Annotated in this window: 20 protein-coding genes; 10 read left to right on the forward strand and 10 right to left on the reverse strand. The window is 61.4% G+C overall.

Annotated elements, in window-relative coordinates:
- The first annotated feature begins 96 nt into the window (after positions 1-96).
- A complete protein-coding gene (locus ASG35_RS23925) occupies positions 97-669 on the forward strand; it encodes a chromate transporter (protein WP_056363520.1) in 573 nt (190 codons plus the stop codon).
- Positions 666-1,196, forward strand: coding sequence for a chromate transporter (locus ASG35_RS23930; RefSeq protein WP_056363523.1), 531 nt, complete (start codon positions 666-668; stop codon positions 1,194-1,196). Before ASG35_RS23925 ends, ASG35_RS23930 begins: the two co-directional genes overlap by 4 nt.
- A gap of 99 nt (positions 1,197-1,295) precedes the next feature.
- Here ASG35_RS23930 and ASG35_RS23935 read toward each other — a convergent pair whose 3' ends face one another.
- From ASG35_RS23935 to ASG35_RS23950, 4 genes are all read right to left on the reverse strand, one after another.
- Positions 1,296-1,844, reverse strand: coding sequence for a hypothetical protein (locus tag ASG35_RS23935; protein WP_056363524.1), 549 nt, complete (start codon positions 1,842-1,844; stop codon positions 1,296-1,298).
- 29 nt (positions 1,845-1,873) lie between these two features.
- Complete coding sequence (locus tag ASG35_RS23940) at positions 1,874-2,596, reverse strand: hypothetical protein (RefSeq protein WP_082508591.1); 723 nt, start codon at positions 2,594-2,596, stop codon at positions 1,874-1,876.
- Positions 2,597-2,751: 155 nt separating this feature from the next.
- The gene (locus ASG35_RS23945; protein ID WP_056363526.1) at positions 2,752-4,176 is read right to left on the reverse strand and encodes a sigma-54-dependent transcriptional regulator; all 1,425 of its coding nucleotides are present in this window, start codon (positions 4,174-4,176) and stop codon (positions 2,752-2,754) included.
- On the reverse strand, positions 4,161-5,660 hold the full coding sequence (locus tag ASG35_RS23950; RefSeq protein WP_056363528.1) for a sensor histidine kinase: 1,500 nt from the start codon (positions 5,658-5,660) through the stop codon (positions 4,161-4,163). Before ASG35_RS23950 ends, ASG35_RS23945 begins: the two co-directional genes overlap by 16 nt.
- A gap of 136 nt (positions 5,661-5,796) precedes the next feature.
- Here ASG35_RS23950 and ASG35_RS23955 point away from each other — a divergent pair, with 136 nt between their 5' ends.
- From ASG35_RS23955 to ASG35_RS23970, 4 genes are all read left to right on the forward strand, one after another.
- Entirely contained in the window at positions 5,797-6,132 is a 336-nt protein-coding gene (locus ASG35_RS23955; RefSeq protein WP_056363530.1) for a thioredoxin family protein, read from the forward strand.
- Between the two features lie 113 nt (positions 6,133-6,245).
- The gene (gene otnI, locus ASG35_RS23960; protein WP_056363532.1) at positions 6,246-7,061 is read left to right on the forward strand and encodes a 2-oxo-tetronate isomerase; all 816 of its coding nucleotides are present in this window, start codon (positions 6,246-6,248) and stop codon (positions 7,059-7,061) included.
- A 33-nt stretch (positions 7,062-7,094) separates the two neighbouring features.
- Positions 7,095-8,672, forward strand: coding sequence for an aldehyde dehydrogenase (NADP(+)) (locus ASG35_RS23965; protein ID WP_056363534.1), 1,578 nt, complete (start codon positions 7,095-7,097; stop codon positions 8,670-8,672).
- Between the two features lie 19 nt (positions 8,673-8,691).
- Positions 8,692-9,621 (forward strand): SMP-30/gluconolactonase/LRE family protein, encoded by a 930-nt coding sequence (locus ASG35_RS23970; RefSeq protein ID WP_056363536.1) that lies wholly within the window; start codon positions 8,692-8,694, stop codon positions 9,619-9,621.
- Between the two features lie 16 nt (positions 9,622-9,637).
- Here the strand turns inward: ASG35_RS23970 and ASG35_RS23975 are convergent, their stop codons facing one another.
- Together ASG35_RS23975 and ASG35_RS23980 are read right to left on the reverse strand one after the other, a co-directional pair.
- Entirely contained in the window at positions 9,638-10,237 is a 600-nt protein-coding gene (locus tag ASG35_RS23975) for a short chain dehydrogenase (RefSeq protein WP_056363538.1), read from the reverse strand.
- 73 nt (positions 10,238-10,310) lie between these two features.
- Positions 10,311-10,739, reverse strand: a complete 429-nt coding sequence (locus ASG35_RS23980; RefSeq protein ID WP_156393331.1) for a hypothetical protein — start codon at positions 10,737-10,739, stop codon at positions 10,311-10,313.
- 295 nt (positions 10,740-11,034) lie between these two features.
- On the opposite strand from ASG35_RS23980, the gene ASG35_RS31990 reads away from it, so the two are divergent.
- A complete protein-coding gene (locus tag ASG35_RS31990) occupies positions 11,035-11,208 on the forward strand; it encodes a hypothetical protein (protein WP_200945779.1) in 174 nt (57 codons plus the stop codon).
- Between the two features lie 60 nt (positions 11,209-11,268).
- Here ASG35_RS31990 and ASG35_RS23985 read toward each other — a convergent pair whose 3' ends face one another.
- The gene (locus tag ASG35_RS23985; protein ID WP_056363540.1) at positions 11,269-11,883 is read right to left on the reverse strand and encodes a DUF3005 domain-containing protein; all 615 of its coding nucleotides are present in this window, start codon (positions 11,881-11,883) and stop codon (positions 11,269-11,271) included.
- A gap of 304 nt (positions 11,884-12,187) precedes the next feature.
- Here ASG35_RS23985 and ASG35_RS23990 point away from each other — a divergent pair, with 304 nt between their 5' ends.
- Positions 12,188-12,433: a hypothetical protein gene (locus tag ASG35_RS23990; protein WP_056363872.1), complete on the forward strand. Its 246-nt coding sequence runs from the start codon at positions 12,188-12,190 to the stop codon at positions 12,431-12,433.
- 133 nt (positions 12,434-12,566) lie between these two features.
- Positions 12,567-13,520, forward strand: a complete 954-nt coding sequence (gene epsC, locus ASG35_RS23995) for a serine O-acetyltransferase EpsC (protein ID WP_056363542.1) — start codon at positions 12,567-12,569, stop codon at positions 13,518-13,520.
- A 16-nt stretch (positions 13,521-13,536) separates the two neighbouring features.
- On the opposite strand, the gene folE is transcribed toward epsC, so the two are convergent.
- A complete protein-coding gene (gene folE / locus ASG35_RS24000) occupies positions 13,537-14,184 on the reverse strand; it encodes a GTP cyclohydrolase I FolE (protein ID WP_056363544.1) in 648 nt (215 codons plus the stop codon).
- A gap of 90 nt (positions 14,185-14,274) precedes the next feature.
- The gene (locus ASG35_RS24005) at positions 14,275-14,496 is read right to left on the reverse strand and encodes a hypothetical protein (protein ID WP_056363874.1); all 222 of its coding nucleotides are present in this window, start codon (positions 14,494-14,496) and stop codon (positions 14,275-14,277) included.
- Positions 14,497-14,644: 148 nt separating this feature from the next.
- Here ASG35_RS24005 and ASG35_RS24010 point away from each other — a divergent pair, with 148 nt between their 5' ends.
- Positions 14,645-14,968: a hypothetical protein gene (locus tag ASG35_RS24010; RefSeq protein ID WP_056363546.1), complete on the forward strand. Its 324-nt coding sequence runs from the start codon at positions 14,645-14,647 to the stop codon at positions 14,966-14,968.
- Between the two features lie 12 nt (positions 14,969-14,980).
- On the opposite strand, the gene ASG35_RS24015 is transcribed toward ASG35_RS24010, so the two are convergent.
- On the reverse strand, positions 14,981-15,745 hold the full coding sequence (locus tag ASG35_RS24015) for an SDR family oxidoreductase (RefSeq protein WP_056363548.1): 765 nt from the start codon (positions 15,743-15,745) through the stop codon (positions 14,981-14,983).
- Positions 15,746-16,394 lie beyond the last annotated feature (649 nt).

Below are 16,394 nucleotides of genomic sequence, written 5' to 3' on the forward strand. Positions count from 1 at the left end.
AGCCGCCGCACGTGGCGCGATGAGTGCGAAGCTGCTTTGAAACCGGATGGATAAAGCGTTACCCTCTTTCGCTTTCCAAAGCACTCATCGCGATCAATGCACGCAAACGCCCACGAACCGCCATCCACGCCGCCGACCGTGGCGGAAATTTTCATCGGCTTCCTGACGCTCGGGCTGACGGCGTTCGGCGGCGCGTTGCCGCTGGCGCGCCGCGAAGTTGTCGAGCGCCGCAAGTGGCTCAACCCCGACGAATTCACCGATCTGCTCGGCCTTTGCCAGTTTCTTCCCGGCGGCAATGTCATCAATTTGTCGGTGGCGATCGGCATGAAGTTTCGCGGCATTCCGGGCGCGCTCGCCGGTCTTCTCGGGCTGCTCGTGGGACCTTCGCTGATCGTGATTGCGCTCGGCGTTGTCTATCAGCGCACGCACAACGACGTGCACATTCGCCATCTGTTCGCGGGCCTTGCGGCGGCTGCGGCCGGGCTGCTGGTATCGATGGCCGTAAAAGTCGCGTGGCCGTTGCGCAAGAAATGGCCGATGGCAATCGTCGCCACGCTGGCTTTCGTGGCGATCGCGTTGCTTCGCTTCCCGTTGTTGCCGGTGATGCTCGTTCTTACGCCCGTGTCTATTTTCATCGCGTCGAAAACGAATCGCGAGGTCAGCCGATGAACCACGATCTCGCTTCTCTCGCCGCGATTTTCAGCCAGCTTTCGTTGCTTGCATTCGGCGGCGGCAATTCCATCCTGCCCGAGATGCAGCGGCAAGTGGTCGAGGTGCATCAATGGATGTCGAAGGCGGATTTTTCCGCGATGTTCGCGCTCGCCCAGGCGGCGCCCGGACCGAACATGATGATCGTGACGCTGGTCGGCTGGCATGTTGCGGGATGGCCGGGCGTGATCGTGACATCGATTGCGAAGTTCGGGCCGTCGTCGGTCGTGACCATCGCGGCCATGCACGCGTGGGAACGCTTCAAGCAGCATCCGTGGCGACGCTACGTTCAACTCGGCCTCGTTCCGATGACCGCGGGCTTGCTTGCTGCCAGCGCCGCGCTGATCGCGGAGGCGTCCGACACGCAATGGGTGCTTGGCGGCATTACCGCCGTGGTCGCGGTGCTCTCGTTCAAGACAAAGGTGCATCCGCTGTGGTTGCTGGCGTTGGGGAGTGTGATCGGGCTGACCGGGTTCGGCCAGTTTTAAGGCGAGTTCGGGCCGCCGAATCCGCGTGAGTTTTGGTGAGATAGCCCGCGCGCGGAATCGGCGGATGGCTAGACGATCAGCCCGCTTCCGGTCGATGCATCAAGCGGTATCGACGAGATTGGCGATGTCATGGACGTCGATGGTGCGGCCATATTTGTTCTTCACGCCGTGGCCCCACGCCTGGACGAACGCGCCTGGGCTGAGATAGTCCGCAAGCTCGGCGGCGGCGTGCGGCGGCATGCGCAGCGACGTGCCGTCGTCGAGCAGAGCACCTCGCAACTCACCTTTCGGCCCGTATAACGACAAGGTCACTTCGCCTTGGACGTCCATCGGCTTGCCCTCGGGTTTCTCGGGCTTCGGCGCGTGATGTTGCGGACCTTCATCGATAAGCTCCACGCCTTGCGCGCTCGTCAGCAATACCGCCGCGATAACGTTCGCGCCGCGCGGTTTGACGCCACGCACGCGGATGGTGTTACCCAGCGCGATGTGCTTTGCGACCTGCCGCGTCATGTGCGGCGGGAAGTGAACTTGCAGCTTGCCATCGGCGGTATTCAATATGAGACCGTCGAGCTCGCCGTGCGGGTTCAGCAAGAATTGCATGACCTTGCCGCGTGTTTCCGGCAGGCTGGCGGGATCGATCCAATGCATGAGTGCTCCTTGTCGAAAGTCGGGGAAATTCAGTCGACGCGGCCGTATAGCGGCGTCAGATTGCCGGGCGTGCCGAAAGACGTGGCCTGCAGCGATTGCCCAAAACGGTTGCGCGTGCCATAGCCGTGCGCGGCGACCAGCGCGCCCGGTTGCAGCAGCGAGGGAAATTGCCGCGCGCCGGGCGGCGTGAGCTTGATGACGGTGCCATCGGCGAGCAGCACGCCGTCCGGTTCACCGCGCGGCGCGGTTGTCACCTTCAATACGCGGCCGGTGGCGTCGAGTTTCACGAGACCGACGCCGCGAAGCGAAGGCGGCAGCGGCCTTTCGCGATCGGCAGCCGGCGGCTGATCCATCGCCGTTTGCCCGCTGCGCGTGTTGGTGACTTGTTGCGCGTGCAGCACGCCATTAGCTTCGGACGCGCCGTTCACGCGAATGCTGTCTCCGGGCGCCGCGATTGCCGCGACGCTCGCGCCCACGTGCGGCGGAAAGCGGACGAGAGAATTATCGCCAAGAAGCAGGCCGTCTATATCGCCTTCCGGATTGATGAGGTATCGCTTGATCACGCCCGTGGTCACGCTGGCAATGGTCGACGGCTGCGCGGCGCGGGGAATTACGGGCGGCGGCGCGTTGCCTGCGACCGGCGGTGGCGCGACGTCCGGAGGCGTCGGCGCATTCTGCGCGGCACATGTGATCGCGCCCGTGACAATAGCGATCAAACCGGCTGATTTAAGTGCGATAGCGAGTGCTTTCATGTTTGGCTCCAGCAGCATTGCAAGTGGTGACAACCTTACTTTGCAAGCCCTATGCCATGCGCGAAAGCCTTGTCGGTAAAGGGATTTCGGATAATCGCCCAAATGCATGTGTCCATTTTTCAGACAGCCGATGTCAGGGATCTGGACAGAAATCGTCATCCCAACCCGTAAGCCGCCAGCTTCGTATAAAGCGACTGCCGGCTGATGCCGAGCCGTCGTGCAGCTTCTGCGCGGTTACCCGCGGTGGCCGAAAGCGCATGAGAAATCGCGAGCCGTTCCAGCTGTTCCACTGCATCGGCGAGCGGCATGTCGAACCACGCGGCGGGCAGACCTGTGGCGGTATCGCCGGAAGAGGGCGCTTGCGAGAGAAATGCGAGATCGTCTGCGACGACCACCGGCCCGCGCGCGAGCGCGAACACACGCTCCATCGCATTCTTCAGTTCGCGGACATTGCCGGGCCACGCATGTTGCAGCAGCCTGCTTTTGGCGCCGTCGCCGAGTGTTTTCGGGCGCGTTGAACCGGTTGCCGCCAGCGCGAGAAAATGCGCGGCGAGCGGCGCGATATCGGCGGGGCGATCACGCAGCGGCGGCAAGTGAATCGGAATCACATTCAGCCGATAAAACAAGTCCTCCCGGAAGCGCTGCGCCGCGACCTCCGCCTGCAAATCGCGATGCGTGGCGGCGACGATCCTTACGTCGATATCGACATGCTTGTTGCTGCCGACCGGCGTTACCGTGCGCTCCTGGATCACGCGCAAAAGCTTCGCCTGAAGCGGCCACGGCAGGTCGCCGATTTCATCGAGGAAAAGCGTGCCGCCGTCTGCCTGGGCGAAGCGCCCGATCCGCTCCGATACCGCGCCCGTGAACGCGCCTTTCGCGTGTCCGAAGAGTTCGCTTTCGAGCAGATCGGCGGGAATCGCCGCGCAATTCACCGCGACGAACGGCGCTTGCCGCCGGTCGGATGCATCGTGCAGCACGCGCGCGGCGACTTCCTTGCCGGTGCCGGTTTCGCCATCGATCAGCACGGTGGCGCCGGTTGCGGCGGCGCGGCCGATGCTCTTCTGGACGTCGCGCAAGGCGTCGCTGAAACCGAGCAGGCGCGGTGTGCTGTCGGCGTCGCGGGCTTCATCGGATAGCTCTGAAGGATCAGCTTGCACCGAGGCCGCAGCGCCGAAGCCCGGCTGCGACAGCTCGATCTTCTTCAGCAACGCGGCGATCTGATCCCGTCCGATGGGCTTCGCGAGATGGTCGAACGCACCGAGGCGCATGGCGCGCACGGTGTTGTCGCTGGTGGCGAACGCGGTGAGCACGACGACCGGCAAGTCCGCGCGCGAGGGCATGTTGCGCAACTGTTCGAGCACGTGCAGACCGCCGCCGGCGTTCGAGTTCGATTCCTGCGCCACGCCGTCCCGCATTCGCAAGTCGAGGAAAACGCAGTCGATCGGTTCGACGCTTTCAAGCAGCGCCAGCGCTTCGCCCGGGCTTGCGGCTTCGAACGTGTCGTGGCTCATGTCGCTCAGCGTCTCGGCGAGGCTCTCGCGGAAAGCGCTGTCGTCGTCGACTATCAGGATGTGCGCCATGGAATCTCGATGACAAAACACGCGCCCGTTTGGCGCGCTTCGTAAAACGCCCGGCCGCCGTGCGCGGCTGCAATCTCGCGCACCACGGCCAGGCCCAGTCCTGATCCGGCGGCGTGACCCGTCACGAAAGGTTCGAAGATGCATTCGCGATCGGCTTGCGGAACGCCGGGACCATCGTCGGCAACGTCCACGCGCAGCGTGTCGCCAACCTTTGTCGCCTGGACGGTCACGCTGCCGCCTTCTGGCGTATGACGCAAGGCGTTCAGCACGAGGTTATCGAGCGCGCGCGACAACTGTGCGGGATCGAAGAAAGCCTGATCGGACGACGCTTCGCCGACTGTCAATGTGACGCGTGCGTTCGCCGCCGCTTCGCCGTGCAGCGCGATGCGTTCGGTAAGCCACGCGCGTATGGGCACGGGCTGCGCGTCGATCCGCACCGGCTGCGTCAGGGCCAGCAAGCCGGAAAGCTGCTCCTCCACACGATGAATCTGCTCGAGGATCGTGGCAAGCGCGCGCTGCTTGCGGTTTTCATCGCCGGCGAGGGCATTTTCCGCCTTGAGCCGCATTGCGCCGATAGGATTGCGGATCTCGTGTGCAATCTGCGCGGCGAGCTTGCCAAGCGCTGAAAAACGCTCGGCTTGCGCGAGGCGGGCATTCAGGTCGGCCGTCTGCGACCGGAGCGCCGCGGTGCGCGCCGCGTGCGTGTTGAACGCGTCCACGATGCGGTCCAGCTCCGGCTCGCCGGTCTTGCCAATCGGCTCGGCAATGAGCGTGGAACCGTCCGGCTGCGCGCTTGCATGTTGCGCGACGCTGCGTTCCACGCAAGCAAGCTGTGCGCGCCAGCGCCGCAACCGCACACCCAAAGCAATTGCAATCCCGACGATTCCCGCAAGCAGCACCGCGAGCGCGGCGAGCAAGCTCCGGCCCGAAGCGCCTAACGACGGCTGCGAGCGCGTCAGCGTCCAGGCTAGCAGCGCCGGACGATGCGGCACCGGACACGCCGCCACGATTACCGCGTCCTGCTGGCCGCTGACCACATCGGTCAGCGTCGTTTGTTTCGCGGCCGCCGCGCGCAAGGTCCGCAAGATGAGCGGCGTCTCGGCGTCGGGAACATCGCGCTTGATGCCGCTACCCTCGTAGGTGGGAAACGCGTAAGCATCGAATACGCCGCGCTCGGTTCCCGCATTGCGCCAGAAACCGCCTTCCACGCCGTGCATTTGCGCCAGCACCACGTCGAGAATGGCGTGCATCAGGTCCGTGTGGGGATCGGTGTCGCGGTTGTTATCGATGGAAAGATCGTAGCGCGACGCCACCGACTCGCAGCCGGCCACGCTGCGCTCGCGGGCGGCATCGATGCGCCGTCCCGCGTTTTCCTGCGCCATGAACAGCACCAGCGCACAAAGCAGCGCGCACATGACGGCCACGAGCGCCCAGAAAACCGCAAGCTGGCTGGAGAACGAAAGGCGCGCGGAATTGGCGGGCATGTACGGGGCGCGAGGGAAAGGTGCAGCGTTGCAGCAAGAAGCCTGCCGGGGTCGTTATGCAATCGTTCGTATGTTCCAAGCGGGCAGACTCGTTGCTTAATAGAATGTCCGTAATCCGTTAAATGGAGCATCTCTCATGGCGATGGCAACCGAATACACACCGGACGCGCCCGCACGCGCGGATGTCGATGCGCTGCAAGGCCCGTCGGTTATCGAGTTCGGCACGAACTGGTGCGGCTACTGCAAAGCGGCTCAGCCGCTGATCGCGCAGGCGTTCAGCGACCACGCGAATGTGCGGCATCTGAAGATCGAGGACGGCAGCGGCCGGCCGCTTGGCCGCTCGTTTCGGGTCAAACTTTGGCCGACCCTGATTTTTCTCGACAACGGGCGCGAGGTTGCGCGGCTGGTCCGGCCGAACGCGGTATCGGAGATACAGGATGCATTTGCGCTGATCCAGGCTTCATCCACTTGAAGCCAAGCTGGCGGGCGTGGCGGCGGGGAATTTGATCTGTGAGAGCGGGCGCGAGAGTTGCGCGCTTCATTGCAACCGTCTGGCAACCGCCGTCTCTCAGCAGGAGAATCGTCATGCCGCGTTTCGCCGCCAATCTCACGATGATGTACAACGAGCACGCGTTTATCGACCGGTTTTCGGCGGCGGCGCGCGATGGGTTCAAGGCCGTGGAATTCCTCTTCCCGTACGAATTCCCGCCGTCCGATATCCGGACCCAACTCGACGATAACGCGCTTAAGCAAGCGCTATTCAACGCGCCGCCGGGCGACTGGAGCGCCGGAGAACGCGGACTTGCGTCGCTGCCGGGACGCGAGGACGAGTTCAGGCGCAGCATGGACATGGCGCTCGACTACGCGCGCATTCTCGGCAATGACAAATTGCATGTGATGGCCGGTCTTATCGCGCCGGGGCAATCGCGCGAGCAGCATCGCGAGGTGTATTTGAAGAATCTCGCGCTGGCGGCGAGCATGGCGGCGACCGCGCACGTGACGATCGTGATCGAACCGATCAACACGCGCGACATGCCCGGCTTTTTCCTCAACCGGCAGGACGAGGCCCAAGCGATCTGTACCGAGATCGGCGCGCCGAATCTTCAGGTCCAGTTCGATTGTTATCACTGCCAGATCACGGAAGGCGATCTCGCCGTTAAATTGCGACGCGACATGATGCGCGCCAATGCGGGCATCGGCCATATACAGGTCGCGGGCGTGCCTTACCGCAACGAGCCGGATACGGGCGAAGTGAACTATCCGTACCTGTTCGATCTCATCGATTCACTCGGCTACGGCGGCTGGATCGGATGCGAATACCGGCCGCGCGCGGGAACTTCCGACGGCTTGGGATGGCTCAAGCCTTACCAACATTCCGGCCACTCATCGGCTCAAGGCTGACGACGCGTTCAAAACCTTCAAGGAGAAATTCACATGCAGATCACGGGCGAAATGCTGATCGGTAAAACGGCGGTGCGCGGAACAGACGCAACGTTGCACGCCTTCGATGCCGCGCATAACGTGGACTTGAAACCCGCGTTCGGCGGCGGCGGAGCAAAGGAAGTCGCGCGCGCCGCCGAACTGGCCGAACACGCTTTTGACACGTACCGGCTCGCGCCGCTCGAAACGCGCGCGCAGTTTCTTGAAGCGATTGCGGACAACATCGTGCAACTCGGCGATGCGCTCATCGACCGCGCGCACGCCGAATCCTCGTTGCCAAAAGCGCGGCTCGAAGGCGAGCGCGGCCGAACGGTCGGGCAGTTGAAGCTGTTTGCGTCGCTCGTGCGCGAAGGGCGCTGGCTGAGCGCGACGCTCGACTCGCCGCAGCCCGATCGCAAACCGTTGCCGCGCCCCGATCTGCGTCTGCAGAAAATCCCCGTTGGCCCGGTGGCGGTGTTCGGCGCGAGCAATTTCCCGCTGGCGTTTTCGGTGGCCGGAGGCGATACCGCTGCCGCGCTTGCCGCCGGATGTCCGGTTGTCGTCAAGTCGCATCCCGCGCATCTCGGCACGTCCGAGATGGTCGGGCGCGCGATCCAGAAAGCGGTATCGGACATGGGTTTGCCCGAGGGCGTGTTCTCGCTCGTGGTGGGCGCAGGCAACGAGATTGGCGAAGCGCTGGTCGCGCATCCGGCCATCAAGTCAGTCGGGTTCACCGGCTCGCGGCGCGGCGGTCTTGCGTTGATCGAGATTGCATCGAAACGGCGTGAACCGATTCCCGTCTTCGCGGAAATGAGCAGCATCAATCCGTTCTTCGTGTTGCCCGGCGCGCTGGCCGCACGCGCGGAGTCGCTTGCGAACGGATTCGTGGATTCGGTCACGCTGGGCGTCGGCCAGTTTTGCACGAACCCCGGGCTCGTGCTTGCGCTCGAAGGGCCGCATTTGCAGGGGTTTATCGATTATGCGGTGAGCGCGCTGGAGAAGAAGGGCGCGCAGACCATGCTCACGGCGGGGATCGCCTCGGCGTACCAGGAGGGCATTGCACAACGCGATCAATCCGGCGTCGAGCGCATTGCGACCGGCGCCGAAACCGATGCGCCCTTTGCCGCTTTGCCCGCGCTTTTCACAGTGAGCGCCGAGCGTTTTGCCGACACGCCGCATCTGGAAGACGAGATTTTCGGGCCGACCGCGCTGATCGTGATTTGCCGCGATGAAGACGAAATGCTGGACCTGACGCGGCGTATAGAAGGGCAGTTGACCGCCACGCTGCAGCTCGAAAACGACGACGTTCCGTTCGCGCGCCGCCTGATGCCGATCCTCGAGCGCAAGGCCGGCCGTATTCTTGCAAACGGCTTTCCTACAGGAGTCGAGGTATCGTATGCCATGGTGCATGGCGGCCCGTATCCGGCGACATCGGATAGCCGCGCAACGTCCGTCGGCGCAATGGCAATCGAGCGTTTCCTGCGGCCAGTGTGTTATCAGGATTTGCCGGCCACCTTGCTGCCGCTTGCACTTCAGGACGACAATCCGCTGAGCCTGTGGCGTCTGCGCGATGGCGAACTTGGACCCAACTGAACAAGGAGATTTTATTTTGATGGAGCGCCGTTATCCCGATCCCGCTGTGCGCGTACTCGACGAACGATTCAACAAGCTGCGCGTGGCGGCGGCATCGGTGGAATGCCTGTATCAGGGCGCTCGATGGTCGGAAGGCCCGGTCTGGTTCGGCGACACACGTTCGCTTTTATGGAGCGACATTCCGAACAACCGCATGCTTCGATGGGACGAGGAAACGGGTCTTGTCAGCACCTTCCGCAAGCCCTCGAACAACGCGAATGGCAACACGCGGGATCGCGAAGGCCGGCTGGTTACATGCGAGCACCTGACGCGCCGCGTGACGCGCACTGAATACGATGGATCGATCACGGTCATCGCCGATCAATACGAAGGCAAGCCGCTGAATTCTCCCAACGACCTGATCGTGAAATCCGATGGTTCCATCTGGTTCAGCGATCCGACTTTTGGCATCGACGGATTCTATGAAGGCGAACAAAAGCCGCCGGAGTTGACGCAGGGCGTGTATCGCGTGGATGGAAAAAGTGGCGAGATCACGTTGATGATTGCCGATCTCGCCGGTCCGAACGGACTCGCGTTTTCACCCGATGAGTCCGTGCTTTATGTGGTCGATTCACGTGCGTCGCCGCGCGAGATCCTTGCATACGAAATGGCGCCCGATGGTCGCTCGTTCAAGGATTCACGTGTGGTGATCGACGCTCGCGACGGTACGCCCGATGGGTTTCGCGTCGATATCCACGGCAATCTTTGGTGCGGATGGGGCATGGGCAGTGACGAACTTGACGGCGTGCGTATTTTTACGCCAAAAGGCGAAGCGATCGGACACATTGCGTTGCCCGAGCGCTGCGCCAACGTCTGTTTTGGCGGGCGTCATCGCAATCGCCTGTTCATGGCCGCGAGCCACGGCCTGTATTCGCTATACGTCAATACGCAAGGCGTGAAGGGCGGCTGACACCTCACGGTTGCAATCAACGCACCTTGTAAATGCGGCCGGTTTCGAGCCCTTCCACGCTGCGGCTATACGCCAATGCAACCCGCGCGCCGGACGCGGCTTCGAAGCCGCGGAAGTACGGGCCGAATGCCTCGCGCGCTTCTTCCAGCATGGTTGCATTGACTACATTGATACGCAGGCCGCGCGGCAGTTCGATCGCGGCGCCGCGTACAAAACCTTCGATCGCGCCGTTGACGGCCGCCGCGCTCGCGCCATATTTGATGGGTTCATCGCCCACGATACCGCTCGTCAACGTGAACGAGCCGCCATCGTTCAGATAGCGCTGTGCGTGAAGCACGAGATTGACCTGGCCCATGAGTTTGTCGTCGAGACCGATGCGGAATTGCTCCGAGGTCATCTGGGAAAGCTCGCCGAAATGCACATGGCCGGCCGTCGCGACGATGGCATCGACCTGTCCGATCGACTTGAAAAGCGCATGGACGCTATCGACATTCGTCAGGTCCACACGATGCGCACCGCGCGTAGCGCCGATCTCGAACACTTCGTGACGCGGAGCGAATTCGGCGAGAACGGCGCGGCCTACCGTGCCGGTTGCACCGATGAGGGCAATTTTCATGAGAGGCTCATCGAAGAAAGAAATGGGCTCCCATTGTGCTTTCTCACGACGGCTTGAACAAGATGCCGCGCTTTCAGTCCCGCGCGCGCGTTGCGTCCGGAGACAACAAGAAGACCGATGCCACCAGTTTGGCCACCAGCAACGCGCCGGTAACGACGGCGGCTGTCGGGAACATTCTCCACTCGGTGGCGAGCATGGGTCCGACCAGCCCAACTGAAGCCATGCCGATCATGACGGCAGTCCATCGCGCCCACTGGAAGCGCATTGCCACGCAAGCGTACAAGCCGCCAACCAGTATCCGCGATGCAATCAGCGGCGCGAGCGGTTCGTTCGGACCGACCATCAGCGTGAGTCCCAGCTCGGCCCACGAGAGTACGTAGGCCACGCCCAGACACGCAATGGCAATCGAAAACGCCTTTTGCGTCCAGGGCGCGCGTAGATCGAAGGAGCGTGTCGTGGTCTCCGGCACAGCTTCGGTCGAATAAGTATTGGTCGTAATCATGGTTGGTCCCGTGGCGTACTTTTCTTGAATTTTCGATGCTTTTTTCTGACCCGCGGACCCTTGATGCACGAGCCATGCCAGCTGCCTAAAAACTTGGGAACATCGCTTGCTTTCAAAGCGTTAAGCCCGCTGGAAGCGGATTCGCCTGAAGAAACACGTGTTGCGGCTAACGCTTACCCATTGGAAAACCACAGCGGCGGCATCGTTCCATTACAAGGTCTTCCCTTGTAATGGCAGGCTTTACACGGTGACCCAGCGAACCGGATCGAACCGAGCATATGGAACAGGAGAATTCATGAGCAACGCGCAATCCCATGAGCCGAAGGAACAGAACCCGCATTCGGAACGCGGGGAAGACGACGTCGATAAAGCCGTCGAAGACACGTTCCCGGCAAGCGATCCGCCATCCACGGGCGGCGTGACACGCATTGAATCGGACGACGACAAGAACAAGTCGAAGGCCAAATAAACAAAAACCGCGCTGAAACCAGCGCGGTTTTTTCTTGCGTCCCAGCGATTTATAACGCGATCAGGATTTATCGCGCCGCTGGATTTCGATCAGCCTCGAAGGCCGAACGTGATTGACAGCGTAATGCTTGCGTCCACGTAACGTGTCGCCGCGCGCATCGCGATCGATGAAATCGTACTGCCGTTCCACCTCTTCTGCGTCGGGCGCGATCATGCCTTTATCGATAACGCTAAAGCCATGTTCGAGTTTGAGCGCGAGACCATTACGCGCGGGACGGCTGTCGAATCCGCCCAAACCATCGCCTTGTTCAAAGTGGGAATTCACGAGCGATGCATTGACGCCAACGAACGCATTCGGATTCTCCTCGATCAGAAACTCGTCATGCGAGGCATCGAGATTCTTGCCATCGGCGTCGACGGTATCGTCCAGCGTGTCGTCGTTGAGCACATCGATTGCGTGATGCGTAACGTTGAGTTCACTGATCGGACCGCCTTCGTCCTTGGGTGCACTGTTTGTTTCCTGTTCCTGCCGCGGCCCTGCCTGATTGGTCTTCGCGGCAGCGGCCACATCGCCGGTGTTGGCATGCGCGGTTTCCGTTTCCGGCTTCTTTAGCGGGCTGTCGGCGGCGCGTTGGGTCTGCTTGTCCTGCGACTCGTTGTTCTGCGAGTTATTCATGGTTCACTCCGCCTTGACTTGATTAACCCAAGTATAGGACGCAAGAAGTATTCCGGCGCGCGTGCAAGCCTTACGGTAGGCGGATGGAATAAACAACGGGATAAATCATCAGTAAATGTTCTAAGCGCAATCGATTTTTTTCAGTCGAACATGACATTTCGCAAGAGTATGATTTGTTGTTCGCCGGGCCAATGCACGCCATTTCACGTCACTCGGCGGCCCGGAGCGTACTGGCATATGAGCATGCGCGAGCAGGAGATGACCATCGCGAATCCAGCGAGGCACTTAAAAAATGGGGGTGACCATGCAATATGACGATGCGTTTTCACATCGTGGATATTTACTGAATTGTGCGCCCGCTCGTCAGGGCGATGGATGTTTTCAGCCGTACGTCGTGATCTCCCGATCCAGCGACGGCGAACTGGTCGCGAACCGTTTTTTCCCTGCCGACCTGCGTTTCGGCAACGCCGATGAAGCCATCGCGCACGCACGCGACTGGGCCGTCCGATGGATCGATGCCAGTCATGTCAAGGTGGATCCCAAGTCCTAATCCGTAGGCGCATATCAGTCAGATGTGGCGGAATCGGCCAGGCGCCAGGTCCGGCATATTGGCGAAAAAACGGTTAATCTCGGGGCATCGTTAGAACATGCCTTAATGGCGTACACCGCTCAAGCCCCGATACATGCCCAAAAACGTTTCCTCTGAAGCTTTGGCTTCGACCCATGAATGGGGCCTCGACCAGATCGTGGCCGACCTGCGCGCGTCTCGCGAGCAATTGCATCGCACGCGCCATCCGCTTGGCATTCGCGAATTGCCTTCGCGTGAAGCGATTGTCAAGATCGTCAATGGTCTGCGTTCCGCGCTCTTTCCCACGCACTACGGCGCCGCCGATCTGACGGCGGAAAGCGTCGACTATTACGTCGGACACACGCTCGAAAGCACGCTGCGCCTTCTCGCCGAACAGATCCGGCGCGCGTTGCGTTTTCTGCCCGAAAACCATGATCTCAGCGATGCCGAACTCGGCACGCACGCGTTCGAGCTCGCCCGCGAATTCGGCACGCAGTTGCCCGGCATTCGCGCGCTTCTGGTCAGCGATATCCAGGCCGCATTCACCGGCGATCCGGCCGCGCAGCACATCACGGAAATCCTGCTGTGCTATCCCGGCATCTGGGCCATGACGCATCATCGGCTGGCGCACGCATTGCACAAACTCGGCGTGCCGCTGCTGGCGCGCTTTATCAACGAGATTGCGCATTCGGCGACAGGTATCGATATTCATCCGGGCGCGACCATTGGGCCGAGCTTTTTTATCGATCACGGGACGGGTGTCGTGATTGGCGAGACTGCCGTGATTGGCGAACACGTGCGCGTGTATCAGGCGGTGACGCTCGGCGCGAAGAGCTTCCCGGCTGGCAACGACGGCGTGCTCGTCAAGGGCAACGCGCGGCATCCGGTCGTGGAAGATCACGTGGTCATCTACGCCGGCGCGACGATTCTTGGGCGCGTGACCATTGGGGAGGGATCGGTGATCGGCGGCAACGTCTGGCTGACTCATAGCGTGCCGCCCGGCAGCAGCGTCTCGCAGGGCAAGATCCGCGAAGTGGGCGAGGGCGTTGCGCCCGAGGGCGGCGGCTAAAGCAGCCGCCTCGGCTTCAGCTATTCGATACGTTGAAGCCGCTCGGATGTCCGACGATGGCGAGGAATTCGCGGCGCGTGGACGGGTCATCGCGGAAAGTGCCCAACATGCGCGATGTCACCATCGACGCGCCGGCCTTATGGACGCCGCGCGTGGACATGCATTGATGCGATGCTTCCAGGATCACGCCCACGCCTAGCGGCTGAAGAACTTCTTCGAGCGTATCGGCGATCTGCGCCGTCATCTTTTCCTGGATCTGCAGGCGCTTCGCAAATGCATCCACGAGCCGCGCCAGCTTCGAAATACCTACCACGCGCTCGCGCGGCAGATACGCCACGTGCGCGCGCCCGATGATCGGCACCATGTGATGTTCGCAATAACTTTCGAAGCGAATGTCCTTGAGCACGATCATTTCGTCGTAGCCCTGCACCTCGGAGAACGTGCGCGTCAGGATTTCGCGGGGATTCTGCGCATAGCCCGCGAAAAACTCTTCGTAAGACCGGATCACGCGCGCGGGGGTATCGATCAAACCTTCGCGGGCGGGATTGTCACCGGCCCATCTGATCAGCACGCGGACGGCGGCTTCGGCTTCTTCGCGGCTCGGACGATCGGCGTGATCGCGGATGTCCGGGGACGCGTCGGGGGTGTTGCGCGTGGCGCTCATTGAAGGCTCCAGATGCATGTAGCAAAGTCATGAAGCCCTCATTGTTCCACGTTTTCTTCCGCGTAAGACCCCGGTTCGATGTCGGGTTCTTCAGGTTTTACCGCCTCCGTCTATGCCAGAACCCGTTTGCCAGGCCTTTTTCCCTTCATCGGACAACTTGCCCGAACTGTTGTTCGTGTCGGGTTCCGTGCCTTTTTCGGCCATCGGACCGCCCGGTTGCTCTTGGGCGACCTGCTCTTCGCCTTTGCGCTGCGCCCGGCGTTCTTCCTGCGATCGGCCTGCGTAATTGGTATCGGTGGGTTTATCGGTCATGTCGGTCTCCATGGTGGGTGACAACACGACGCGCGCAAGAGGCGTTCCTTCTGCGGCGGGTAGGGGCAATACCGGGATAAACGCGCAACTGTTTGCGCTGCAATTCGGGCGCTAGAGTGGCGTCACCATCACCACACGGGACCGCCTCATGAAACGTTTCCATATTGCGCTCGCCGTCGGCAGCCTCGATGCTTCGATTGCCGATTATTCGCAACGCCTCGGGCAAGCGCCCACCGCGGTTGTACCTGGCGCCTACGCAATGTGGCGCACCGATCTGCTCAACTTCTCGATCAACGAAACCAGCGATCCCGCGAAAGTGGGATTGCTTCGGCACATTGGTTTCGAAGACGATTCAGCGGCGGGTTTCGCGAAGACGCGCGATATAAACGGCATCGAATGGGAGCAGTTTTCGCCGGATGAGCAGGATCGGCGGATCGTCGAGACGTACGGCAACGCGATCCGCCCGGCCTGAACAACGCGGCTTTTACGTGCGCGTGATCGAGATGCCGCCGTCGACCAGAGACGCCGTGCCGGTCACGAACGACGAATCATCGGACGCGAGATACAGCACCGAGCGCGCGAGTTCTTCCGGCGTCGCGACGCGCTTCAATGCGTGCAGGTTCGTGATGAACGCTTGCGACTCGGCGGTATTGTTCATGTCGCGATACATGGGGGTATCGACGGCGCCCGGCAGTACCGCGTTCACGCGAACGCCTTCGGCACCGTATTCGGCCGCCAGCGCTTGCGTGAGGCCGATCAACCCGGCCTTGCTCGCCGCATACGCCGCCGTGCCGGGAAACGCGAACGAATAGCCCACGAACGTCGATGTGAAGATGATCGAACCGCCGCCGTTCAGGAGCATGGCGGGAACCTGATGTTTTGCGCCGATGAACGCGCTGGTCAGGTTCGTGCCGAGCGCGCTTTCGAACCCTTCCTTCGATACCGACACCGACGGTCCCATTTCTCCCAGCGTGCCGGCGTTGTTGAAAGCGACATCGAGCCGGCCGAATTTATCGATCGCCAGCGCGACGACCGCCTTCGCGTAGTCTTCCGATTGCACGTCGCCGGCGAGATACACGGCTTCGCCGCCATCCGCGTTGATCTCCGCGACGAGTGTTTCGAGTTCCGTCGCCCGGCGCGCGGCCAGCACGAGCTTCGCGCCTTCCGCTGCGAACAGCTTTGCCGTAGCGCGGCCGATTCCGGCGCTTGCGCCCGTCACGATAGCCACTTTTCCTGAAAGTCGATTCATGATGATTCTCCGATGGGTTCGATCTGTCCGGCGCCGGATGCTCCGGTTTATGCGTTGCTGCTGCTTGGGTCTTGACTTCATTTCTTTTTCCAACGGCGAAAAAGAAACGAAGCAAAGAAAACGCCTCTCCACCGCTAATTCTTAAGTGTCCACAGCGTGCAGTGAAAACTGCGTGGCACGCAAGAAGCAACCTCAGCGCATATGCCGGAACAGTTGAAACCCTCCTGCTCCGTCAACACATACCCACACGCTTCGCCACCTGCGTCGGAATCCATTAATACGGAAACCCGTCCAACGCTTAACGAAGGGTTGAGCCCAAAAACCAGTCCAAAGCATCTTGACCTACAGACTTCGCCGCCAATTTGGCCGCCTTTTCTGTTTGGGCGCCAGCGCGCGCAGCGCGGACGCCTGGTTAGTGGATTCCCACACTCGTGGCGAAGCGTGTGGGTGTCTGTTGCCGGAGCGGGAGGGTTTCAGCGGGACGTGGTTATGCGCTGAGGGTGCTTCTTGCGTGCCAAACAGTAGTGCTTGCACGCTGTGGACACTTAAGAATTAGCGGTTGGGAGGCGTTTTCTTTGCTTCGTTTCTTTGTCGCCGTTGGACAAAGAAATGAAGTCCCGCCACGGACTTAAGAATTAGCGGTTGGGAG

It is taken from the genome of Burkholderia sp. Leaf177, assembly GCF_001424345.1.
Lineage (GTDB): Bacteria > Pseudomonadota > Gammaproteobacteria > Burkholderiales > Burkholderiaceae > Caballeronia.

Coding starts and splice junctions, on each gene's coding strand:
- ASG35_RS23965 (WP_056363534.1), top strand. CDS start 7,095: ATGCAGATCACGGGCGAAATGCTGATCGGTAAAACGGCGGTGCGCGGA.
- ASG35_RS31990 (WP_200945779.1), top strand. CDS start 11,035: ATGAGCAACGCGCAATCCCATGAGCCGAAGGAACAGAACCCGCATTCG.
- epsC (WP_056363542.1), top strand. CDS start 12,567: ATGCCCAAAAACGTTTCCTCTGAAGCTTTGGCTTCGACCCATGAATGG.
- ASG35_RS23970 (WP_056363536.1), top strand. CDS start 8,692: ATGGAGCGCCGTTATCCCGATCCCGCTGTGCGCGTACTCGACGAACGA.
- ASG35_RS24005 (WP_056363874.1), bottom strand. CDS start 14,496: ATGACCGATAAACCCACCGATACCAATTACGCAGGCCGATCGCAGGAA.
- ASG35_RS23990 (WP_056363872.1), top strand. CDS start 12,188: ATGCAATATGACGATGCGTTTTCACATCGTGGATATTTACTGAATTGT.
- ASG35_RS24010 (WP_056363546.1), top strand. CDS start 14,645: ATGAAACGTTTCCATATTGCGCTCGCCGTCGGCAGCCTCGATGCTTCG.
- ASG35_RS24015 (WP_056363548.1), bottom strand. CDS start 15,745: ATGAATCGACTTTCAGGAAAAGTGGCTATCGTGACGGGCGCAAGCGCC.
- ASG35_RS23935 (WP_056363524.1), bottom strand. CDS start 1,844: ATGCATTGGATCGATCCCGCCAGCCTGCCGGAAACACGCGGCAAGGTC.
- ASG35_RS23940 (WP_082508591.1), bottom strand. CDS start 2,596: ATGAAAGCACTCGCTATCGCACTTAAATCAGCCGGTTTGATCGCTATT.
- folE (WP_056363544.1), bottom strand. CDS start 14,184: ATGAGCGCCACGCGCAACACCCCCGACGCGTCCCCGGACATCCGCGAT.
- ASG35_RS23930 (WP_056363523.1), top strand. CDS start 666: ATGAACCACGATCTCGCTTCTCTCGCCGCGATTTTCAGCCAGCTTTCG.
- ASG35_RS23925 (WP_056363520.1), top strand. CDS start 97: ATGCACGCAAACGCCCACGAACCGCCATCCACGCCGCCGACCGTGGCG.
- otnI (WP_056363532.1), top strand. CDS start 6,246: ATGCCGCGTTTCGCCGCCAATCTCACGATGATGTACAACGAGCACGCG.
- ASG35_RS23955 (WP_056363530.1), top strand. CDS start 5,797: ATGGCGATGGCAACCGAATACACACCGGACGCGCCCGCACGCGCGGAT.
- ASG35_RS23985 (WP_056363540.1), bottom strand. CDS start 11,883: ATGAATAACTCGCAGAACAACGAGTCGCAGGACAAGCAGACCCAACGC.
- ASG35_RS23980 (WP_156393331.1), bottom strand. CDS start 10,739: ATGATTACGACCAATACTTATTCGACCGAAGCTGTGCCGGAGACCACG.
- ASG35_RS23950 (WP_056363528.1), bottom strand. CDS start 5,660: ATGCCCGCCAATTCCGCGCGCCTTTCGTTCTCCAGCCAGCTTGCGGTT.
- ASG35_RS23945 (WP_056363526.1), bottom strand. CDS start 4,176: ATGGCGCACATCCTGATAGTCGACGACGACAGCGCTTTCCGCGAGAGC.
- ASG35_RS23975 (WP_056363538.1), bottom strand. CDS start 10,237: ATGAAAATTGCCCTCATCGGTGCAACCGGCACGGTAGGCCGCGCCGTT.